Origin of the sequence: Paraburkholderia sp. BL23I1N1 (assembly GCF_003610295.1) — a bacterium.
GTDB lineage: Bacteria > Pseudomonadota > Gammaproteobacteria > Burkholderiales > Burkholderiaceae > Paraburkholderia.
This window is the reverse complement of sequence record NZ_RAPV01000001.1, coordinates 3,131,742-3,152,666: the sequence shown is the minus strand read 5'-3', so window position 1 is coordinate 3,152,666 and position 20,925 is coordinate 3,131,742. Positions and strand designations below refer to the sequence as shown.

Here is a 20,925-nt window from a genome sequence, read left to right as displayed (position 1 = left end):
AACAGCCGGCCGATCTCGCCGCCAGCTTCGCGCAACTCGGTGGCGGCCGTCTCGCCACGCGCACGGTGTCGCTGGCCGAACTGGGGATGCGCGATCCGGTTGTGCTGCGTGCGCCGGATGGTCGTCAGGAACTGTATCTGCCCGTGCCGGCCGGCGTGCCATTGCGCGACGCGGCCTTGCAGATCGACGGCAGCTATTTGCGCGGCAACGGCGGCCGCACGACCATGCTGGTGTCGCTCGACGGCGCACCGGTACTCTCGCGCAGCCCGGCGCAGGACCAGGGCGACGCCTCCGTGAGTCTCGGCGTGGACGGCGCGGCGCGGCCGAGCGGCTTCGTGCGCGTGGGCCTCGACTGGTCGTCGGTGCTCAACGATAACGTCTGCGCCGATCAGAGCGCGATCGGCAACGTGTGGCGCATCGCGCCGACTTCGCGCCTGACCTATCGCTATGATCCGGACGAGATCGTCGACCTGCGCAGCGCGTGGAGCGCCTTGCCCTACAAACCGGTAGTGATGCTCGGTGCACGCACGCTGGCCGCACCGGCGTTCGACGCAGGCTGGCGCGTCGAAGCGCTGCTGCAACGCGAAGGCCGCGCGCCGGCCACGCGGACATGGCCGATGGTGGGCGACACGGTCGATCTGAGCGACATCGAGGTGCCGGCGCCGCTGCGCGCGGTGCCGGCATTTGCCGCGCTGGCCACGGGCGGTTCGCACAAGCTGGCGAGTCCGGCGGAAGCGGGCGCCTTGATCGCGCTGACGCCGCGCGCGGCGTTCGCGCCGGACGTCATCGTCGCCGACGACACGGTGCGCAACACGCTGAAGACCTCACTCGACGCCTTGCGCGAACAGGTTGTCAGCGCCGTGCCGGGCGCGAGCGACGCGTTCGACGCGTGGCGTGCCCGCGCGATCGATCCGGTGGCGAAGCCGCTCGCGGCAGGCGAAGTGCGCCTTGCCCACTTTGGCGGCCAAACGGCGATCGTGGTGGGCGATAACGACGGCGTGGCGATTCTCGCGCGCACGTGGCGTCCGATCGACGTCACGAGCCGTCTCGTCGTGCATCAGCTCGACTCCGCGCCGAACACGCGCGCCGACGAACTCGCGCTGTCGTTGCTGGGCGGCCAGCCGCGCACGCTCGACGTGCAAGGCCGCGCCACCTGGGACGCGAGTTTCGATCTGGGCGCGGCATCCGGCAACGGCAAGCTGCCGGGCTCGGTGGTCCTCGACGTAGCCGCCTCGCCGACGCTGAATAACACCGCGCAGACCGCCTCGATTTATTTCAACGACGTGCTGATCGGCTCGCAACTGCTGAACGCCAACGGCAAGCCGCAGCGAATCACCGCGCGCGTGCCGCATTACGCGCTCGCGCCGAACAATCTGCTTCGCGTGGTGTTCCAGCGTCAGCCGGAAGGCGGCTGCCAGCCGCGTGGCCAGGGTCATCCGATTGCCGTGCTGCCGAGCAGCCATCTGACGCTCGCCGACGCGACGCTCGGCGACGACTTCACCGGCATGGTGGCGCGTTTCGCGTCCGAAGCGAATGTGATCGTGCCGGCCTCGTATCTGAACGACGTCACCCAGGTGCTGCCGCGCGTCGCGCGACTGGCGAACGCCAGCGGTATCGCGCCGACGCGTGCGAGCTTCAGCGTCGCACGTGACGGCGAAGCGGTGAACCCGAAGGGCGCCTTCCTCGCGGTCGACGTCGCGCTCGCCGATGAAAAGAGCCTCGCGCGTCTGTCGAAAGACCGCCTGTCGCTCGCGGATGCATCCGGCAAGGTTCTCGCGGACGTGTCGGGTCTGAATCGCGTCGGCGTGATCGAAGCGGTGAAGTCGGGCACTGTCCCGGGCATCGCGTATCGCACGGTGGGAGATACGGCGGCGATCTTGCCGGCGTCGCTGCAGCTCTCGCGCGGCGACGTCGCGATCGTCGACGCCAGCGGCACGCTGCGCCAATTCGATACGCGTCATCCGGGCGACGTGGTCGACGCCGAAGACGTGCAGGGGCCGTGGTTCATGCAAAGCTGGGTGCGTTTGGGGCATCCCGGCCGGCCTCGTCGGCTTGCTGATCGTCTTGCTGCTGGTCGCCAACGTCGCGCGCCGCAGGAATCGGGACAAGTCGTGAGCATCGCGCTGATTAAATGGTATGCGGGCTACGCGGTGGCCCACTATTACCTGGGGCTCGAATACGTCGCGGCGCTGGTGGCATTCGTCATTCTGCTGTCCAGCCTCGACGATCTGTTCATCGACCTCTGGTATTGGACCCGCACGCTCTATCGCCGCTTCACGGTGCAGCGCACCTACAAGCCGCTCACCAGCGCGCAGCTATATCAGCGCGACGAGCAGCCGATCGCGATCATGGTGCCCGCGTGGCACGAGTACGACGTGGTCGCGGCGATGATCGAAGACATGGTGCGGGTGATGGATTACCGCAACTATGTGGTGTTCGTCGGCACCTATCAGAACGACCCGCAGACCATCGCCGAAGTCGAACGGATGCGGCGCCGCTACAAACAGCTGCGCCGCGTGGAAGTGCCGCACGACGGTCCCACCTGCAAGGCCGACTGTCTGAACTGGGTGATCCAGGCGATCTTCAGGCACGAGCGCGAAGCGGGCATCGAGTTCGCGGGCGTCGTGCTGCACGATAGCGAAGACGTGCTGCATCCGGTCGAGCTGCGCTTTTTCAATTACCTGTTGCCGCGCAAGGACATGATCCAGTTGCCGGTGGCCTCGCTCGAGCGCAACTGGTTCGAACTCGTGGCCGGCACGTATATGGACGAGTTCGCCGAATGGCACGCAAAGGATCTGGTGGTGCGCGAGAGCCTGGTCGGATCGGTGCCGTCAGCAGGCGTGGGCACGTGCTTCTCGCGTCGTGCACTGCTTGCGCTGATCGCCGAGACCGATAACCAGCCGTTCAACACCGAAAGCCTGACCGAAGACTACGACGTCGGCGCGCGCCTGGGCAAGATGGGCATGCAGTCGATTTTCGCGCGCTTCCCGGTGCAATTCGCGACGCGCCGCAAGTCGTGGTTCGGCTTCGGCCGCGAACGCGATATCACCGTGACGATGCCGCTGTGCGTGCGCGAATTCTTCCCCGATACCTTCCGTACTGCTTACCGGCAGCGTGCGCGCTGGACGCTCGGCATCGGCTTGCAAGGGTGGAAGCAGACCGGGTGGACCGGTTCGTTGGCCAATCGCTATCTGCTGTTTCGCGACCGTAAGGGCATTGTCACCGCGTTCGTCGGCATCATCGCGTACGTGCTGGTGGTTCAGTTTCTGCTGTTCGCCGGCGCCGATCTGGTGGGCTGGATGCCGGACCTGATCGCCTCGCCGTTCGCCGATTCGCCGTGGCTGCAAGTGCTGTTGTGGGCCAACGGGTGCGCGTTGCTGTTGCGCGTCGTGCAACGGATCTATTTCGTGACCCGCCTGTACGGCTGGGAGCACGGCGTGCTGTCCGTGCCGCGCATGGTGGTGGGCAATTTCATCAACTTCATGGCCGTTTCGCGTGCGTGGAAGATGTTCCTCATGCACCTCGTGACCGGCAAGCGGCTGGCATGGGACAAGACCATGCATGACTTCCCCTCCGCCGACGGCTTTAACAATCGCCGTCAGCGTCTGGGTGAATTGCTGCTGTCGTGGCAGGCCATCGATCCGGACAAGCTCGAACAGGCGCTCGGCGAAAGTCATGCGCGCGAGGCGCCGCTCGGCCGCGTGCTGATGGCCAAAGGTTGGCTCGACGAGGAAACGCTCGCGGAAGCGATCGCATTCCAGTCAGATTTGCCGCGTGGCCGCGTGGTGCTCGAACGCATCAAGGACGACGCCGGGCGCCTGCCGCTCGACGCGATCGTGCGTCATCGCGTGTTGCCGCAGGCCGACGTTGCAGGTGGCCGCACGATTCTGCTGACCGCGAGTCCGCTCGCGGAACCGGTGTTCGCGGAACTGAGCGCGCTGGTCGAGGGACCGGTGGTTCAGGAGATCGTCCGTGAGGGCGAGATCGCGGCGGGCCTGCGGGTGTTGCGCGGCGTAGGGGTCGCGGCGCCCGGTCGGTGAGGGCGGTGAGGGTGCTGAGGGTGTACAGGCGGGCGCGGTGGATGGTGCATCGGCGGGCGCCTTGACGGGCGACGGCGCCGAGTCTGTGCCGGCACGCAGCGTGCCGTTGATCGGCGATCTGCTGATCGAGCATGGCCACGTGCGCCGCGAGGCCTTCGAAGCGGCCATGCAGCACTACCGCCCGGATCGCCACGGCCGTATTGGCGACTACATGGTGGCGCGCGGCGTGATCTCGCGTGCCGCGCTCGAGAACGTAATCCAGCAACAGCGCCGCCTTCAGGGCGCTCTGGCGGCATCCGAATGATCGATTCATTTTCCTTCACCTTGCGTGCCATTGCCGCTGCAATGGTGGCGGGCGCATTGAGCGTGAGCGGCGCGGCGGCCTTTGCGCAGGGCACGGCGTCCGCGCCGCAATCGGCCGGCTCCGGGTTGAATGCGCTGCCATTGAGCGGCGCCGCCTATCGCGTGGCGCAGGACGCATATGCCGCCTACGCGCGCGGCGACTACACCGGCGCGATCGCCCGGGCGCGCGAGGCGATTCGCCAGCGCCCCGATGTCGTGTCGCTGCGGGTGCTGCTCGCCAACTCGCTCGCAGCGCTTCGCCGCTATAGCGAAACGAGCCGCTCGCTCGGCGACGCGATCGCACAGATCGGCCGCGATCCTGCGCTGATTTCGCGCCGCAAGCAGATCGACGCGCTGAACGCGTCAACCCGCGCGGTTGCACGCAGCGGCCGCCAGCAGCCGGGCGACCCGGATGCGTTGACCGGCGCCGCGTTGACGGCCGCGCAGCAGGCCTACAAGGCCTATGCGGCGAAGGATTTCACGGGCACCGTCAAGTACGCGAACGAAGCGATCTCGCTGCGTCCCGACCTGCTGCGCCTGCGCTTGTTGCTGATCGACGCGGCGAGCGCGGCCGGTCAGGATACCGAAGCATGGAACGCCGATCTCGATGCAAGCAAACGCTTTGGCGACAGCGACGAACTGCGCTTGCGGCGCAGCTTCATCGGCAGCCGTCTGGCGCCGAAGTTGTCCGATGCGTCGTATGCCGCGCGCAAGAAGGGCGACTACGCGCAGGCCGCCGTGCTCGCGCGTGAGGCGGTCGCCTATGCGCCGGACCAGGTCGGCTATCGCATCCAGTTGATCGACACCTTGTTCGCGACCAACGATCTGCCGGGCGTGCAAGCGGCGGCGAGCGACGCGATTACCGCCGACGATACGGAAATCATGCCGCTCACGCTGCGTGGCTACGTGCTGACCGCGCAGGGCAAGACGGCGGAGGCCGACGCGGACTTCGCCAAAGCGCTGCACGCCGACGATGCAACCCAGCGCAACAAACGCGTGGCGCGCGTAATCATCGCTGATGTATGGATCGCCGAAGGACAGCCGCAGCGCGCGCTCGATCTGCTCGCGCCGTTGAAGATGGACGGCGACGACACCGATCCGCCGATCGCACTGCGTCGCGCGCAGGCGCGGCGGGAGTTGGCGCAAGCGCCAGGGGTTGGGGCGAATGCCGCGAGCGCGTCGAATGCGATCGGCGCGGCGAGCACGACGACCGCATCGACACCTTCATTCACGCCTACCACGCCGATCGATCCCGCGCACCGTCCGTTGATCGACTGCGTGGTCGATCAGTTCGGCGCGAGCTGCGACGTGTACGCCGCCGATCCCGGCTTCGCGGCGGCGCGTGCCGCGGCGACGGCGGCCGCCGCGAACGACAAAGCCGGCGCACTGGGCTATGCGCGCGAAGCCGTGAAGGCCGCGCCTGACGATCCGCACCATCGGGTGGAGCTGATCAACGCGCTCAGCACGGCTGGCGACGACCGCGCCGCGGCGCGCGAAGCGCAGCACATGGTCGACGCCGGCATGCTCGATGCGATGCCCGACATGACCGCCGCGTACATCGCGCAACGGGCGGGCAACAACAAGGTCGCGTACCAGCGCTTCGCCATGGCCGACAAGTCCGGCACCATGCCGGACAGCGCGTATGCCGACGCGGGCTATGCGGCCGCGGACGCGCACCGCAATCGCGAAGCCGCGCAGTACTTCGAGCGCGCGATCGACGCGAGCGCGAAACCGTCCGACGACACGCCACCCGCCACGCCGGCGCAACTGAACGAGATGCGCAGCGCGCACGCCGAGGCCACCCGCGACTGGGGCTTCGACGCATCGATCAACTATCGCGGCGCCGGCATGCAGCCGGGCTATGCGTCGTCGCCGACCCCGGGCACATCGAACAACTGGCAGGCCGGCGTGGAAGCCTACTGGCGTCCGTTCGGCAGTCTTGGCGACCGGATGTTCGAGCTCTACGCGCGCGGCTACGAAAGTTTCGGCGTGAAGAACGGCGGCGCGAGCGGCGTGGATACCTTGCAGGCCAGCGTAGGCGCACGCGCCAAGCCGTTCTCGCAGATCGACGCGATCGTCGCCTTCGAACGGATCATTCCGATCGGCTCGCAGGTCAATCCCGACTGGCTCGCGCGCCTCGCGTATTCAGGCGGTTATGGCATCGAGCGACGGGTGGACGTGCCGTCGTGGTGGACCGCGCAGATCTACGCCGAGACGGGCGCCTATCTGAACGCAGGGTCGGTCTACGCGACCACCAATCTCGAACTGGGCCGCACCTTCCGCATGGACCGTTACAGCCCGAAGTGGACCGTGTTCCCGTATGTCGTGATCGGCGCAGATTACGACTCGAGCGTCGACCACAGTATTCCGCTCGGCGCGGGTGTGGGGATTTCGACGCGTTACTGGTTCCGCGACAGCAAGTACGACGCGCCGCGTTCGTATGTCGATCTGTCGGTGCAGTACCGCTTGAAGATCACCGGCGACGATCGCGCGCGCGGCGTGTTCTTCGGCGCGATCTACTCGTATTGAATCCGGATGAATCAAATGAAAAAAATCAGCTTGGGTAGTTCGAGGGTTGCCGTGTCTTTGGTGGCGCTATTGTCGGCAAGCGTGGCGCATGCCGCTGCGGACGATGTCGCGAGTCTCTATGGACCGCAACCGCCCGCCAACGCGTCGTATCTGCGCGTGCTGAACGCATCGTCGCAAGCGGCGCGCGTGGCGCTTGCCGGCAGCGAGGCGCCACAGACGCTTGCGCCTAACGCGGTCACGCGTTTCAGCGTGCTGACGCCGGGCACGTCGGCACGTGTCACGGTCGATGGGAAGGTTTTGACCAATGCCGCTTCGGCCGATGCGGCGGCGAATGCAGCGACCCGTGCAGGCGACGCCGTTACAGTCGCGCTGCGGCATGACGCGAAGGGTTGGCATGCAACGCGGATCGTCGGCCGTTACGAGCGCGTCGACGGTTTGAAAGCGACCCTGCGGGCGTTCAATTTCGCGTCCGGTTGCAGCGCGAAGATCGGTGTGGACGGCAACGGTCCGACGGTGTTCGCGCAGGTGACCGCGGGGGCGCAGGACACGCGCGCCATCAATCCGGTCAGCGCGAAGCTGGTGGGGCAGTGCGGTGCGGCGGCCAGCGCGGCACTGCCGCTGCCGGCGCTCGCTGCCGGCGACAGCTACAGCCTGTTCGTCACCGGCGATGCCACGAAACCGGTGTTGAGCGGCGCTCGCGATGTGCTCGCGTGGCCGCCGGCCGCCAATTGATCGCCGGATGATCGCGATACGTTTGCCGCGCGCGGTGAAGGTGCTGCTTCACTGCTTCATATAAATCACGGGGACCCCACACAATGACCGATGCCAGCCGTTCGTTCATCCAGGCGCGAGCCCAACCGAAACCGCTCAACCGCGTTCGCCGCCGTCTGCTGCTCGCTCTGGCCGCGGCGCCGCTCGGCAGCGCGTTGTCGTTGCTGCCGCGCCGCGCGTTTGCCGCGGCGTCGACCAGCGTGATCGAAGGCCGCAATCTGTGGCTCTATCCCGGCTGGGAAAGTCTCACCGACGACGCCACGTCCGCCTGTCTGAAAGCCGTCGATCTGATTCATCAGGCAACCGACAAGCTCGCGGCGCGCGGCATTCGCAGCGTGATCGTGATCGCGCCGCTGAAAGCCCGTTCGTGCCCGGAGAATCTGCCGGCCGGCACCGCGATGTCCACGAGCGTCGCCGGCCGCTATGCCGCGATTCACGCGCATGCCGGCTCGCTCGGCCTGCAGATAGTCGATGGCGACGGTGCGATCGCCGCGGTCGACCCGGCACAGGAAAAATACATTCGCGCCGACTACCACTGGAGCGCCCATTCCGCGGAAGCGGTCGCGGCGCGCGTCGCCGAACGCCTCGCCGCGGCCGGTCCGTTGAAGGGCGCCGACGGTGGGGGCAGCCGGCTCGGCAAGTGGAACGAGGAGGTCCGTTATGGCGACCTCGCGGCCTTGCTGCCGCCCGAGCGCAAGAAGGCCGTCGGCAAGGATCATTTCATCGTGCGCACGGTGGTGGCGTCGCCGGGCCTCGTCGACGGCGGCCCGCCGGTCGTGCAGGTGGTCGGCAATAGCATGGTGCAGCCGTACCTCGGCTTTCCGCAGAAGCTCTCGAACGCGATCGATCGCCCAGTCGGCTTGACGTGGACCTTCGGCGACACCGGTCCGTGGAAGACGCTGCTCAACTATGTGGAATCGGCGGACTTCAAGGCCAATCCGCCGCAAGCGATCGTCTGGCAATTCAACGAAGGGCAGATGATGAATCTGCCGAGCGCGGGCGGCCAATGGGACGCGGCGTCGGTGATGGCCGACGATGCATTCCTCGCGCGTCTGAGCAAGGCTATCGCCTGATGAGCGAGTCAATTGGAGGCACGGCGGAGCGCGCGGCGGTGGGCGCAGCGGCAAGCACGGCAGCGGGCAATGCGGCGGCCACGGCAACAGGTGCAGCGGCAGCCGCTGCGGCAGGCACGACGACAGGCACTGCGGCGGGAACGACAGTCCGCACGACCGCAGGCACAGCAGCCCATACCGCGGCACCCTCGACGCGCAAGGACAGCGGCGCGGTAGCGGCGCCAGAGCCCCTCGCTCAGCCGCGCGCGCATCGGCGCATCGCCTGGCTGATCGCGCTCCTGCTCGGTTTCGGTTGCGTCGCTGCGTTGGCTTCGCTTGTTACCCAGTCGCGCAACGGCGCATCGTTCGACCTGCATGGCTGGCGCGATGGCAGCCTCGGCCACCGCCTCGATCGCGCGATCGACGTGCCGTACGCGCGGTCGCTGCATCGCTGGCAGGCGGCGGCGCGTTACCGCCTGTTCGGCGACCTCGGGCATCAGGTGCGCGAGGGCTGTCCCGGCTGGCTGTTCTATGCGGACGGTCTTCGCGCGCCGGTGCAGCCGGGCCATGATCCCGTCGAACGCGCCGATGGCGGCGATGCGTTGACCGATGCGCGCATCGCCGCGCTGCATCGTTACGCGAACGCGCTGCGCGGCGCCGGGATTCAGCTGGTGGTGGTGACGGTACCCGACAAAGCGCGCGTGGAAAGCGAGGCGCTGTGCGGGCTGCGCCAGGACGCGCGGATGACGCAGCGTCTGAACGTCTGGAACCGCGCCTTGACCGCGAGCCAGGTCGCGCATGTCGAATTGCTGCCGGCGTTGCAAGCCGCGCGCCCCGCGTTTTTCCGCACCGACGTGCACTGGAATGCACAAGGTGCGCAAGCCGCCGCACAGGCGGTCGGCGCTGCGGTGCTGCCGTTGCTCGGCAAACCCGGCGACACAAAATTCACGCATACGACGGCGCAAGCCGCCCCGCGCATCGGCGATCTGCTGACGCTCGCGAATCTGAATGACGTGCCGGACGCATGGCGGCCCGCGCCGGATGTCGTCGCGGAGGAAACGTTGCAGGCGCAACGCAGCGGCGGACTGCTCGACGACGGTCCGGCCGCCGACGTACTGCTTGCGGGCAGCTCGTTCTCGCGCCGCAGCGCGCTTGCAGAGCGCCTCGGCGAACAGCTCGGTCGCGAAGTCTGGAACGTCAGCCTCGACGACGGCCAGTTCGATCACGCGTTGCAGGCATTCTGGCGCGAGCGCGCCGCATGGCCGAAAAGCGTGCGCGTGGTGATCTGGGAAATGTCGGAAGACGCGCTGTCGATGCCGGCCGATGCGTCGGCGTCTGGCGAGGCAACAGCCGCCAACGCTGCCGTGCCTGTCACGCCAGTTGCCGCACCGGCGCAGCAGGACTGATCCCGATGCTATTCAACTCATTCATCTTCCTCACGCTGTTTCTGCCGCCTGCGCTGGCCGGCTACTACCTGCTTGGCCAACGTATGCCGCGCGCCGCGGCGGCGTGGTTGTGCGGCGCGTCGATCGTGTTCTACGGCTGGTGGAATCCGGCTTTCGTCGGCTTGCTGGCTGCGTCGATCGTGTTCAACTACGCGATGAGCTGCGCGATCGTTGCGGCGCCCGCGCAGTCGGCACGCCGCCGATGGCTGCTCGGTCTCGCGATTGCCGCCGATCTCGCGCTGTTGGTGCGTTACAAATATCTGGCGGCGCTGCTCACCGCGCTCGTGCACGCGAGCGGCATTGCGCCGGCCGCCTGGCTCGCGCACGGCATGCAGGACGTGATCCTGCCGCTCGGCGTGTCGTTCTTCACCTTCACGCAGATCGGCTATCTGCTCGATTGCAATGCGGGAATCGTCAAGGAGCGCGACCCGCTCGGTTACGTGCAGTTCGTCACGTTCTTTCCGCATCTGATCGCGGGGCCGATTCTGCATCACAAGGAAATGATGACGCAGTTCGCGCAGCCGGCCACGTATAAGCTGCGCGCGGAAAATCTCTCGATCGGCGCGTTCGTGTTCACCATCGGTCTCGCGAAGAAGGTGCTTTTCGCCGATACCATCGCGCCCTTCGCCGACGCCGGTTTTGCCGCACCCCACGAATTGCAGTGGCTGGCGGCGTGGTGCACCTGCCTTGCGTACGCGCTGCAGCTTTACTTCGATTTCTCCGGTTATTCGGACATGGCCGTGGGCCTCGCGAAGATGTTCGGCGTGCGCTTTCCGTTGAACTTCAATTCGCCGTTCAAGGCAGCGAGCATCATCGATTTCTGGCAGCGCTGGCACATGACGCTCACGCGTTATCTCACGGCATACCTGTACTACCCGATGGCGATGCGGATCAACCGCAGCCGCGCGTTGCGTGGCCTGCCGATCGGCCGTCTCGCGCAACGTTCGACGCGTGGCTTTCTTTCGACCGTCGCAGTGCCGACTTTCTACACAATGGCGCTGGCCGGCATCTGGCACGGCGCGGGGTTGCAATATCTGATTTACGGCTTGCTGCACGCGTCGTATCTCACCGTGAATCACGCTTATCGTGCGTGGCGGGCGACGGGTGCGACGGCTGCGTCGGGCGCATCGGTCGGTGGGGCGCGCGCAGTCGGAGCGGTCGGAGCAGGGACGGCGGCCGGTCCGGCTCGTGCGATAGGAACGGCAGCGACCCCAGCAGAACCGGCTCGTACGATAGCAACGACAGGGGGCGTCGCAGCATTCACAGCAAGTTTCAAAGCACGCATTCACCATGCGGCGAATGTCTTGCTGACCTTTGTGGCCGCGCTGGTCGCGTTTGCGTTTTTCCGTGCACATGGCGTGGGCGATGCGCTCGCGTTACTGCAAGGCATGGCAGGTCTGCACGGTGTCGAAACGCTCGACTGGCCCGCGTGGGGCGCGGCGAACATGAACCCCGCCGAGTGGCTGCATCTGGTCGCGGGCCGCTCGACACTCGCATTGCAGATCGTCGCGCTGCTCGCGATCGTCTGGTGCACGCCGAACTCACATCAATTGATGGGCCGCTTCTCGCCGGCGCTCGAACGCGCGGCCGAGGGCCTGCCCGTCGCATTGACATGGCGGCCGTCGCTGCGCTGGACCGTCGCGATGCTCGGCGTGCTCGTATTCTGCGTCGCACAGTTGCATGGTGAAGTGCGTTTTCTCTATTTCCAGTTCTGATTACCGGAACGACGTTTGCGCAAGGACAACACAATGACTCTAAACGAAACGCTGCACGCCGACGTAGCGGCGCTGGTCGAATCCGTCGTACTGCGCCTCGTGCGCGATGACGAACTGCTGCTCGAAACGGGGCTGGTCGATTCGGTGCTGGTCGTCGAAATCGTGATGGGTGTCGAGATGCAATTTGGCGTGCGCATTCCGCCGACCGAGATCGCCGAACATCTGGCATCCGTGGACGCGCTTTGCGCGTTCATCGCCGTCAATCGTTAGGCATCCCATGCGATTCGATCTGAACGCGAACCGCTTTGTCGATACCGGTGTGCGCGCCGACGCATGGGCGGTGATCGGCGCCGATCGCGCGTTGCGCTGGCACGAGTTGGCGGAACAGGCACACGCATGGGCCGGGCAGGCGCGCGAGCATGGCTTTGCCGCGGATGTGCCGGTGATCGTACGCGGGCATAAGGAGGCGGGTTTTTTCGTGGCAATGGCGGGAGCGCTTCTGCTCGGCGCACCGTTTGTGCCGGTCGACACGATCTACCCGGACGAACGGAAGCGGCGCATCGCGAGCACGCTTGGCGCGCACACGTACTTCGACGCGCATAGTGGCCGCTTCGTGCGTTTGAATGGGCAGGGGCAGGGGCAGGGCGCGGAGATGGAACCGGTCGCTTCGGAGGTATCGGCTTCACCTTCGACGGCTTCAGCTTCGGCATCGGCATCGCTTTCACCTTCGACGGCTTCGCCCCCACCGCCATTACACGAGAAAAACCTCGCGTACGTGCTATTCACCTCGGGCACGACCGGCGAGCCGAAGGGCGTGCAGATCGGCCGCGAAAGCGTCGCTGCGCTCGTCGACTGGATGGCGGCCGACTTCGAACTTGGCGACGCACCGGTGTTCCTGAACCAGGCGCCGTTCAGCTTTGATCTATCGATGTACGAAGTGTTTGGCACGCTCGCGCTCGGCGGCACTGCCGTCCTCGCTTCACGTGCCATGACCGCACAGGGCGCACCATTTCTCGTCAACCTCGCCCGGCATGGCGTGACAACCTGGGTGTCGACGCCGTCGTTCGCGCAGCAGCAGTTGCTCAATCCGCAGTTCTCGCAAGCGGGCTTGCCGACACTCGGCACCTTCCTGTTCTGCGGCGAAGTGCTGCCGGTTGCTCTCGCGCGGCAACTGCGCCAGCGGTTTCCGGCTGCACGGATCATCAACACCTACGGCCCGACCGAGGCGACGGTGGCGACCACCTGGATCGTCGTCGACGATGCGGTGCTCGCTCATCATCCGCGGCTGCCAATTGGCCTTGCCAAGCGCGGCGCCGAAGTTTTCGTCGATGACGGCGAGTTGTGCATTGCCGGCACGCATGTAATGCGCGGCTATCTGAATCGTGAAGACCTGAACGCAGCGCGCATGTTCACCCATCGCGGCGAGCGGGCGTTTCGCACCGGCGATCTGGGCGCGGTCGATGCCGACGGGCTGCTGTTTTGCCAGGGACGCATCGACGACCAGATCAAGATGGGCGGTTACCGGATCGAACTGATGGAGATCGACGCGGCTTTGCGTGCGCTACTGGGTGCGGCGAGCGCCGCCGCCGTGCCATTGCGGCGCCCGGATGGTTCGGTCGCGCGGATCGTCGCGTTCGTGGCCACCGGCAGCGACGACGACCGTCTGCCCGGCGCGTTGCACGAGTGGAAGTCGCTGCTGGCCGCACGCTTGCCGTCGTATATGATCCCGTCAGAATTGCTTGCGTGCCGGAGCTTGCCGGTTTCGGTGAACTTCAAGATCGACCGCGCGCAGCTCGCTCAGGATTATCGTGATGTTCATCTCAAAGCACAGCGCCAGCACAATGGGTGATTCAAAACGCGTTCAGATTCGGGTACGCGAACCGGAGCCGGTCTCGCCGCGCCGGCGCGTGCTGCTCGCCGCGGGCGCGTATGCCGCGCTCTTATATGGCTGCTCGGCGCCGGGTTCCGCCGACGCCGGCGCGTTGGCCCAGGGCGTGGTCTGGCAGCTCGACGACGATCATGCCAACCCGCATGGCGACTGGAATCGCCTCGGCGTGACGGATCTGCTGGTGCAATGGACCGCGGTGGACGGTACGTCGTTTCTGCCCGGCACCGCGATGCAAACGGCCCAACGTCTGCCGGACTGGACACGGATTGCCGGCGAGCCGTGGGCGCGCAATGTGATCGTCGGTCTCGCCGGACGTTTCGACGAAACCGCGGCCCGCGCGCAAGCGGCGCAACTGGTCGAGCAATCGAAACAGTTGGTGGCCGTGCGGCCGCCGGTTCACATCGACGGCTACTACTTTCCAGTTGAAGTCGATCCGACCTGGAAGGATGCCGCCGCGCTCGCGTCCTTACTCAATAAGCTGCCGCGGCCGTTGTGGATCAGCGTCTACGACAACTCTAATATCGGCGGTCCGGCGCTGGCGGCGTGGCTGGATGGCTGGCTGCCGCACGACGTCGGCGTTTTTCTGCAAGATGGTTGCGGTGTCTACGCGCGTGGCCCGGCGGTGGCGCGTGAGTATGCGGATGCGCTGGCGGCACGGCTCGGCAAAAACCGTGTGCGAATCATCGCCGAGGCATTTCGTCCGGCCCAGGGCGGTGCGTTCCGTGCGGCGACGGCGGCGGAACTATCGCCACAATTGCTGGCGTATCGCGGCTACCGGACCTATCTGTTCGACGGGCCGCATTATGTATCGGCCCAGCTCGTGCAGGATCTTCTGGGCACGCAGCAGGCGCAGAAGTAGGGCGCCTACCGGCCCACAAAAAGTAGACCGCCTGCCGTCGTTCAGCGTAACTGCGTCACCGCCAGCAGCAACACCATGCTGCCGATCGCGCCATCCAGGACGCGCCACGCACTCGCCCGCCGAAACAGCGGCGCCAATGCACGGGCGCCATAACCGAGACCGATAAACCAGACCCCGCTCACCGCCATCGCGCCGAGGGCGAACGCCACCCGTGCGCCGGCAGGTTCGCGTGCGCCGGCCGTGCCGATCAGCAGGAAGGTGTCGAGATACACGTGCGGATTGAGCCACGTGAAGGCCAAAGTCATCAGAATGATCGGCATGGCGCGCTGCGCGGGCGCCGCACTGCCCGCATTGGCGTCCAGCACCGCATGGCCCGGCCGCACCGCGCGGCGCAACGCGTTGACGCCGAACCACGCCAGGTAAGCGAGCCCCACATACAGCATCGCGTGGACGAACACCGGATAGCGTTCCACCAGAACCGACGCGCCACCCACCCCCGCGCCGATCAGGATGAAGTCCGACAGCGCACACAGCGCGACGATCTTGCCGACGTGCGAGCGCATGATGCCCTGACGCAGCACAAAGGCGTTCTGCGCGCCGATTGTCACGATCAGCGATGCGCACAGGGCGGCGCCGTGGGAAAAAGACAGCCAGTTCATAATCGATCCAGTAGACGGGGGAAGCGAACGAGGCTAGTCTGCGCTTTTGCTGATCGTAAGAGAAGCTAATTTACTTAATGCCGATTAAGGAACGCTAATGCTCGACTATGCATTGCTCGATGCACTGGCCGCCGTGGTGCGGCACGGTTCCTTCGACCGGGCCGCCAGCGAACTGAATGTAACGCCTTCAGCCGTATCCCAGCGGGTCAAGCTGCTGGAGGAGCGGGTAGGGAGTGTGCTCGTGAAGCGCGGCCAGCCGTGTGTCGCGACCACCTCGGGCGCGCTGCTGTGCCGTCATACCGAACGCGTGCTGTTGCTGGAAGCGGAACTCACCGGCCGGCTGCCGACGCTGCCCGGCGCGCTGGTGGAGCCGTGGCCCGCGTTGCGCGTGGCGGTCAACGACGACAGCGTGGGCACCTGGTTCATCGACGCGGTGGCGCAATTCTGCGTCGAACGGGAGATGCTGCTCGATCTGGTGATCGACGACCAGGACCACACCGCGCAGCGAATCCGCGATGGCAGCGTGCAAGGCGCGGTCACCACGCAAGCCGAGCCGGTGCAGGGCTGCCGCTCGACGCGCCTCGGCCGGATGCGCTATCTGGCGGTCTGCACGCCGGCGTTTCGGGCGCGCCATTTTGCCGACGGCGTGACGCGCGAGTCGTTGCGGCGCGCGCCGTGCGTCGATTTCAATCCGAAGGATCAGCTACAGAAGCGCTTCATGCGCCGCATCACGCGGGCCGAACTGGACCCGCCTTTGCACTGGATTCCGCACGTTGCCGGTTTTTTGCGCGCCTGCGTGACGGGCCTCGGCTGGGGCATGTGTCCGGAACGCGTGATCGCGCCGCATCTGGTCAGCGGCGAGCTGGTGGACATGGCGCCGGGCAAACACATCGATGTGGATCTCTATTGGCAGAGCTGGCGATTGTCGATCGGATGGCTCGACGATTTCAGCGCGGTGCTGCGCAAGCGGGCGACGGAGTTTCTTGATTAAGTGCGGCGCGGGCGGCGTTATCTGAAGAACGCCGCCCGCGTTGGCCGAATTGCATCTGCCGGATTCAATGCAGCCGGATCACCGGATGCACGCGCCGGCGCAACCAGTGGCTTGCCGAATCGAGCGCCATCCGTGCGAAGCCGGTCAACGTCATCACATGGCGGCGATAGATCAGCTTGTAGACGACAGTTGCCAGCCAGCCGTCGACGAACACCGGCTGCGTGAGCAAACTGTTGCTCAGGCTGCCGATCGTGCCTTCGCGGCCGAAACCGACCAGCGTGCCGGCGTCGCGATAGACAAACTCAGGTAAGGGCTCGCCCGCGATCCTGCACCTCAGCGCACGCGCCAGAAACAGCGCCTGTTGATGCGCGACCTGCGCGCGCGGCGCCAGAAACGCGTCCGCGTTGTCAGACGAAGGGCAGGCCGCGCAATCGCCGAGTCCGAATATGTTCGCGTTGTTCGTGCATTGCAGCGTGCGGTTCACCTGTACCTGCGCGTTGCGATTCACCGCGATGCCGTCCAGCGTGCGCAACACCGGCGGCCCCGCGATGCCGGCAGTCCAGATCGCGATGTCGCTGGCGAGCGGCGCGCCTTCATTCGTCAGCACGGCGTCGGCGCGCACTTCGGTGACACGCGTGGCGCTCAACACGTCGACCCCGAGACGGCCGAGCATTTTTTGCGCGCGCGCCGAGATCGTTTCGGACAGCGCGGGCAGCACGCGCTCGCTGCTTTCGATCAGACGAATGCGAAAGTCGCGCACGGGGTCGAGGGAAAACGGACTGTAGCGGTTCAGCAGACGTACCGTATCGCGCACCGCGGCGGCGAGTTCAACGCCTGTTGCGCCCGCGCCGATGATATTGATCGAGACCGGCGTATCCGCTTGCGCGGTCCGCGCGCGGCGTGCATGGTTCGCACGCAGGCAGGCGTCGAGCAGCCGGCGGCGAAACGCTTCCGCATGCGCGACCGATTCGAGCGGCAAGGCGTGTTCGGCTGCGCCTGGCACGCCGAAATATTGCGTGACGCTGCCCATTGCCAGCACCAGCGTGTCGAATGCAAGCTGCCGTGACGGCAGGATTTCGCGACCGTCGGCGTCGTGGAGCGCATTCAGCGTGATGTGGCGGTTCGTGCGATCGAGCGCGGCGAATTCACCCTGTTCGAATTCGAAGCCATGCCGTTGCGCCTGCACCGCGTATTGCAGCTGATGTGTGGCCGGATCGAGTTGGCCCGAGGCCGCTTCGTGCAGCAAGGGTTTCCAGAAATGCGTCGGCCAGCGATCCACCAGCACGATCTGCGCGAGACCGGCGCGTCCGCGCGTTTCCGACAGCCGCGTTGCAAGCCCCAGGCCGCCGACTCCACCGCCGACGATCACGACGCGATGCGCCGCCGCGTTTGTTTCCGTTTCCGCTACTTCCGCCATGTGCAGCATGGGCTGCGCGCCTTGCGTGTCAGAGGGTGTTTGCTGATCGATTGCGGCCATGATCCTGATCCTCCTGAAGTTATCGTTGCTCGGCCGGCGAAGGTGTTCCGGGCTATATCCGGGATTCATCAGCCTCATCTGTCGGGGTCAGTATAGAATCGGCTAAAACCGCAGCACAATTTAATGTTTATACAGAACATATAGGTTTTCACTTATGTTAAAAGTCGCCACGTTCCGTCAATTGAAAGCCCTGCACACGGTCGCGAAGCTCGGCAGCGTGTCGCGCGCGGCCGAGGAATTGAAGCTCACGCAACCCGCGGTGTCGCTACAGGTGCGTCTGCTCGAAGAAGCCGCGGGGGCGCCGCTATTGCAACGGGTGGGCCGTGGCGTGCAGTTGACCGCAGCGGGTGAAATCCTCGCGCGCTATGCGCTGGAAATTCTCGATTTATGGAACGGCGCGGCGGACGATCTCGCCGCATTGCAAGGCGAGCAGGGCGGCACGCTGCGCATCGGCGCGATCACCACCGCTGAATATCTGATCCCGCCTTTTCTGGTGCGCTTCACCGAGTTGCGCCCGCAAGTGAAGGTGCAATTCAAGGTGGGCAATCGCGCGGACATCATCCGCATGCTGGCTACGCACGAAATCGATCTTGCGGTAATGGGCAGCGCGCCGCGCGAATTGCGCACGGTGGCGACCGCCTTCGCGAAGCATCCCATGGCCTTCGTCGCCTCGCCGGCCCATGCGCTCATGAAGAAAAAGCGCCTCTCGTTGGACGATCTGCAAACCGCGAATCTGTTCGTACGGGAGCGGGGTTCGGGCACGCGCTCAACCGTCGAGAATCTGTTTCGGCTGGCCGGCCACAAGCTGCATATCGGCTCCGAACTCTCGAGTAACGAGGCGATCAAGCAACTGGTCGAGGCTGGCTTGGGCGTGGCGTTTCTGTCGCTGCATGCGTGCTCGCTGGAATTTCAGGCCGGCTTGCTGGCGCTGCTGCCCTTGCCCGCGAATCCGATCGAGCGCGACTGGTACGTGATGCATGTGTCCGATAAACGCCTGCCGCACGTCGCCGGGCTGTTCCGCGACTATCTGATCGAGTACGGCATGTCCGGCGCGGTGCGGGTGCCGCTGCCTGCTGTCGCCGCGGCGAAGCGGCGCCGTCAGGCGCGTGAGGCAAGTTCGGTCTGAGGCACGGATTCTCGCTATTCGCTTCGACGTTTGCACTCCGCAAGGTCCGAAGGAAGACCTCGCGCGGCCTTTCGCTGCATCCGGAAATCGTTGTGGGACGGGCGTCTCAGGTTACATCGTCCGAGATCGAAGTAAAGGTTGGGCGGGCGATATTTTTGCCCGCGCCGATTGTCTTTACAGTGACGTCCAGACATCTCAGAAAAGTGGACGCCGCATCCCGGTGGCGAGCCATTGTGATTGACCTGGCCGTTACAGGAGTTGGAGACAATGAGCAGCAACAGCATCACCCAAGTCGAAACATTCGGTTTTGAACGCATTCCGGATCGCTCGCGTTACGCGCGGCCGATCGATCTGTTCCGCTTGCTGTTCGGCGGGTGCAATACTTTTTCCACGTCGGTGCTCGGCAGTTTTCCGGTGCTGCTCGGTTTGTCGTTCAAGGCAGGCGTTTACTCGATCGTGCTCGGCGTGGTGATCGGTTCGTGCATTCTGGCGCCAATGGGCCTGTTCGGTCCGCGCAACGGCACGAGCGATCCGGTTTCGTCGGGCGCGCATTTCGGTATTCATGGCCGGATTGTCGGCTCCTTTCTCGCGGTGTTGACCGCGGTCGCTTTCTTCTCGCTGGCGGTGTGGAGTTCGGGCGACGCGCTCGTGGGCGGCGCGAATCATCTGCTCGGCCTGCCGGTCAACTGGATGACGCTGAGCTTCGCGTACGGTCTCTTTGCCGTGCTGGTGCTCACCGTTTGCGTCTACGGCTTCCGCTTCATGCTGTGGGTCAACAAGATTGCGGTGTGGGCGGCGAGCCTGCTGTTCGTGGTCGGTATCGTGGCGTTCGCCGGGCCGTTCAATAGCGCGTACGCCGGCAAGGTGGCGCTCGGCTCCGTGGGTTTCTGGCCGGCGTTCGTGAGCGCCGTGCTGGTCGCGATGAGCAATCCGGTGTCGTTCGCCTGCACGCTCGGCGACTGGGCCCGTTATATTCCGCAGAACACGCCGAGGAAACGCACGATTCTCGCGGTGATGCTCGCGCAACTGGCCACGTTCGTGCCGTTCTTCTTCGGTCTCGCCACCGCGACGATCATCGCTACCAAAGCACCGGATTTCATCGCCTCGAATAACTATGTGGGCGGTCTGCTCGCGATCTCGCCGAACTGGTTCTTTCTGCCGGTGTGCCTGATTGCGATCATCGGTGGGATGTCGACGGGAACGACGGCGCTGTACGGCACCGGGCTCGATATGTCGAGCATGTTTCCGAAGTTCCTGAACCGGGTGCGCGCCACGTTGCTGATCGGCAGCCTCGCAATCGGTTTCATCTTTCTGGGCCGCTTCGCGTTCAATCTGGTCGAAAGCGTGTCGACATTCTCGGTGCTGATCAATGTCTGCAGTTGCCCGTGGATGGTGATCATGATCATCGGTTTCATAACGCGGCGCGGCTTCTATCTGTCCGACGATCTGCAGGTGTTCAATCGCGGCGGCCGGGGCGGTCACTACTGGTTCACGCACGGCTGGAACTGGCGCGCGATGGGCGCGTGGATTCCGAGCGCGGTGATCGGCCTGTGCTTCGTGAATTTGCCGGATCAGTTTGTCGGTCCGCTTGGGCCGCTTGCCGGTGGTCTCGACATCAGCATGCCGGTGTCGCTGACGCTCGCCTGCGCGTTGTATATCGCGTTGCTGCAGGGCTTTCCTGAACCGGATGGCGTATATGGGCCGCTCGGCCGACGCTGGTTGCGCGGTGGTTCGCAGCGCAATGTGATCGTGCATCCGGTGGTGCCGGCGACTAAGCTTAAGGCTGGCGGGGTGCAGATGAACACGCAGTTGAACACGCAAACGAACACGCAAACGAACACGCAAACGAACACGCAAACGAACACGCAACCGGTATCGAAAGCGCGGCAGTCTGCCGTGCAACGCGAACGCGAGGAAGCGCTGGATACGCAGGACGCGGGTTGAATCGTGCGGTTCGAGGCGGTGGGGCCGGGCGAGGTCAGGCCGCACCGAGACCGCACCGAGACCGCACCGAGGCAACCGTCACGCAGC

Annotated in this window: 13 protein-coding genes and 1 pseudogene; 12 read left to right on the top strand and 2 right to left on the bottom strand. The window is 65.5% G+C overall.

The window, feature by feature from the left end:
- Nucleotides 1–2,111: 2,111 nt before the first annotated feature.
- The 9 genes and pseudogenes from B0G76_RS14740 (at nt 2,112) to B0G76_RS14700 (ending at nt 14,641) form a co-directional block, all read left to right on the top strand.
- Nucleotides 2,112–4,344: pseudogene (locus B0G76_RS14740) on the top strand (glycosyl transferase family protein).
- Nucleotides 4,341–6,911: an NfrA family protein gene (locus tag B0G76_RS14735; protein WP_120293228.1), complete on the top strand. Its 2,571-nt coding sequence runs from the start codon at nt 4,341–4,343 to the stop codon at nt 6,909–6,911. The pseudogene B0G76_RS14740 and the gene B0G76_RS14735 overlap by 4 nt, the downstream one beginning before the upstream one ends.
- A gap of 15 nt (nt 6,912–6,926) precedes the next feature.
- Nucleotides 6,927–7,643 (top strand): alginate O-acetyltransferase AlgF, encoded by a 717-nt coding sequence (locus B0G76_RS14730; protein WP_183082055.1) that lies wholly within the window; start codon nt 6,927–6,929, stop codon nt 7,641–7,643.
- 83 nt (nt 7,644–7,726) lie between these two features.
- On the top strand, nt 7,727–8,755 hold the full coding sequence (locus B0G76_RS14725) for an alginate O-acetyltransferase AlgX-related protein (protein ID WP_120293224.1): 1,029 nt from the start codon (nt 7,727–7,729) through the stop codon (nt 8,753–8,755).
- Nucleotides 8,755–10,140 (top strand): alginate O-acetyltransferase AlgX-related protein, encoded by a 1,386-nt coding sequence (locus tag B0G76_RS14720; RefSeq protein WP_183082054.1) that lies wholly within the window; start codon nt 8,755–8,757, stop codon nt 10,138–10,140. Before B0G76_RS14725 ends, B0G76_RS14720 begins: the two co-directional genes overlap by 1 nt.
- Before the next feature lie 5 nt (nt 10,141–10,145).
- Entirely contained in the window at nt 10,146–11,894 is a 1,749-nt protein-coding gene (locus tag B0G76_RS14715) for an MBOAT family protein (protein WP_120293222.1), read from the top strand.
- A 33-nt stretch (nt 11,895–11,927) separates the two neighbouring features.
- On the top strand, nt 11,928–12,164 hold the full coding sequence (locus tag B0G76_RS14710; protein ID WP_120293220.1) for an acyl carrier protein: 237 nt from the start codon (nt 11,928–11,930) through the stop codon (nt 12,162–12,164).
- A gap of 7 nt (nt 12,165–12,171) precedes the next feature.
- A complete protein-coding gene (locus B0G76_RS14705; protein ID WP_120293218.1) occupies nt 12,172–13,743 on the top strand; it encodes an AMP-binding protein in 1,572 nt (523 codons plus the stop codon).
- Nucleotides 13,736–14,641, top strand: a complete 906-nt coding sequence (locus tag B0G76_RS14700; RefSeq protein WP_120293216.1) for a hypothetical protein — start codon at nt 13,736–13,738, stop codon at nt 14,639–14,641. Before B0G76_RS14705 ends, B0G76_RS14700 begins: the two co-directional genes overlap by 8 nt.
- A gap of 41 nt (nt 14,642–14,682) precedes the next feature.
- Here B0G76_RS14700 and B0G76_RS14695 read toward each other — a convergent pair whose 3' ends face one another.
- Complete coding sequence (locus tag B0G76_RS14695) at nt 14,683–15,300, bottom strand: LysE/ArgO family amino acid transporter (RefSeq protein ID WP_120293214.1); 618 nt, start codon at nt 15,298–15,300, stop codon at nt 14,683–14,685.
- A gap of 97 nt (nt 15,301–15,397) precedes the next feature.
- Between B0G76_RS14695 and B0G76_RS14690 the strand changes: the two genes are divergently transcribed.
- Nucleotides 15,398–16,291: a LysR family transcriptional regulator ArgP gene (locus tag B0G76_RS14690; RefSeq protein WP_120293212.1), complete on the top strand. Its 894-nt coding sequence runs from the start codon at nt 15,398–15,400 to the stop codon at nt 16,289–16,291.
- Between the two features lie 64 nt (nt 16,292–16,355).
- Here the strand turns inward: B0G76_RS14690 and B0G76_RS14685 are convergent, their stop codons facing one another.
- The gene (locus B0G76_RS14685) at nt 16,356–17,717 is read right to left on the bottom strand and encodes an NAD(P)/FAD-dependent oxidoreductase (protein ID WP_120296393.1); all 1,362 of its coding nucleotides are present in this window, start codon (nt 17,715–17,717) and stop codon (nt 16,356–16,358) included.
- Nucleotides 17,718–17,922: 205 nt separating this feature from the next.
- Between B0G76_RS14685 and B0G76_RS14680 the strand changes: the two genes are divergently transcribed.
- Both B0G76_RS14680 and B0G76_RS14675 read left to right on the top strand, forming a co-directional pair.
- Entirely contained in the window at nt 17,923–18,894 is a 972-nt protein-coding gene (locus tag B0G76_RS14680) for a LysR family transcriptional regulator (protein WP_120293210.1), read from the top strand.
- Between the two features lie 267 nt (nt 18,895–19,161).
- Nucleotides 19,162–20,838: a cytosine permease gene (locus B0G76_RS14675; protein WP_259460582.1), complete on the top strand. Its 1,677-nt coding sequence runs from the start codon at nt 19,162–19,164 to the stop codon at nt 20,836–20,838.
- The last annotated feature ends 87 nt before the right edge of the window (nt 20,839–20,925 follow it).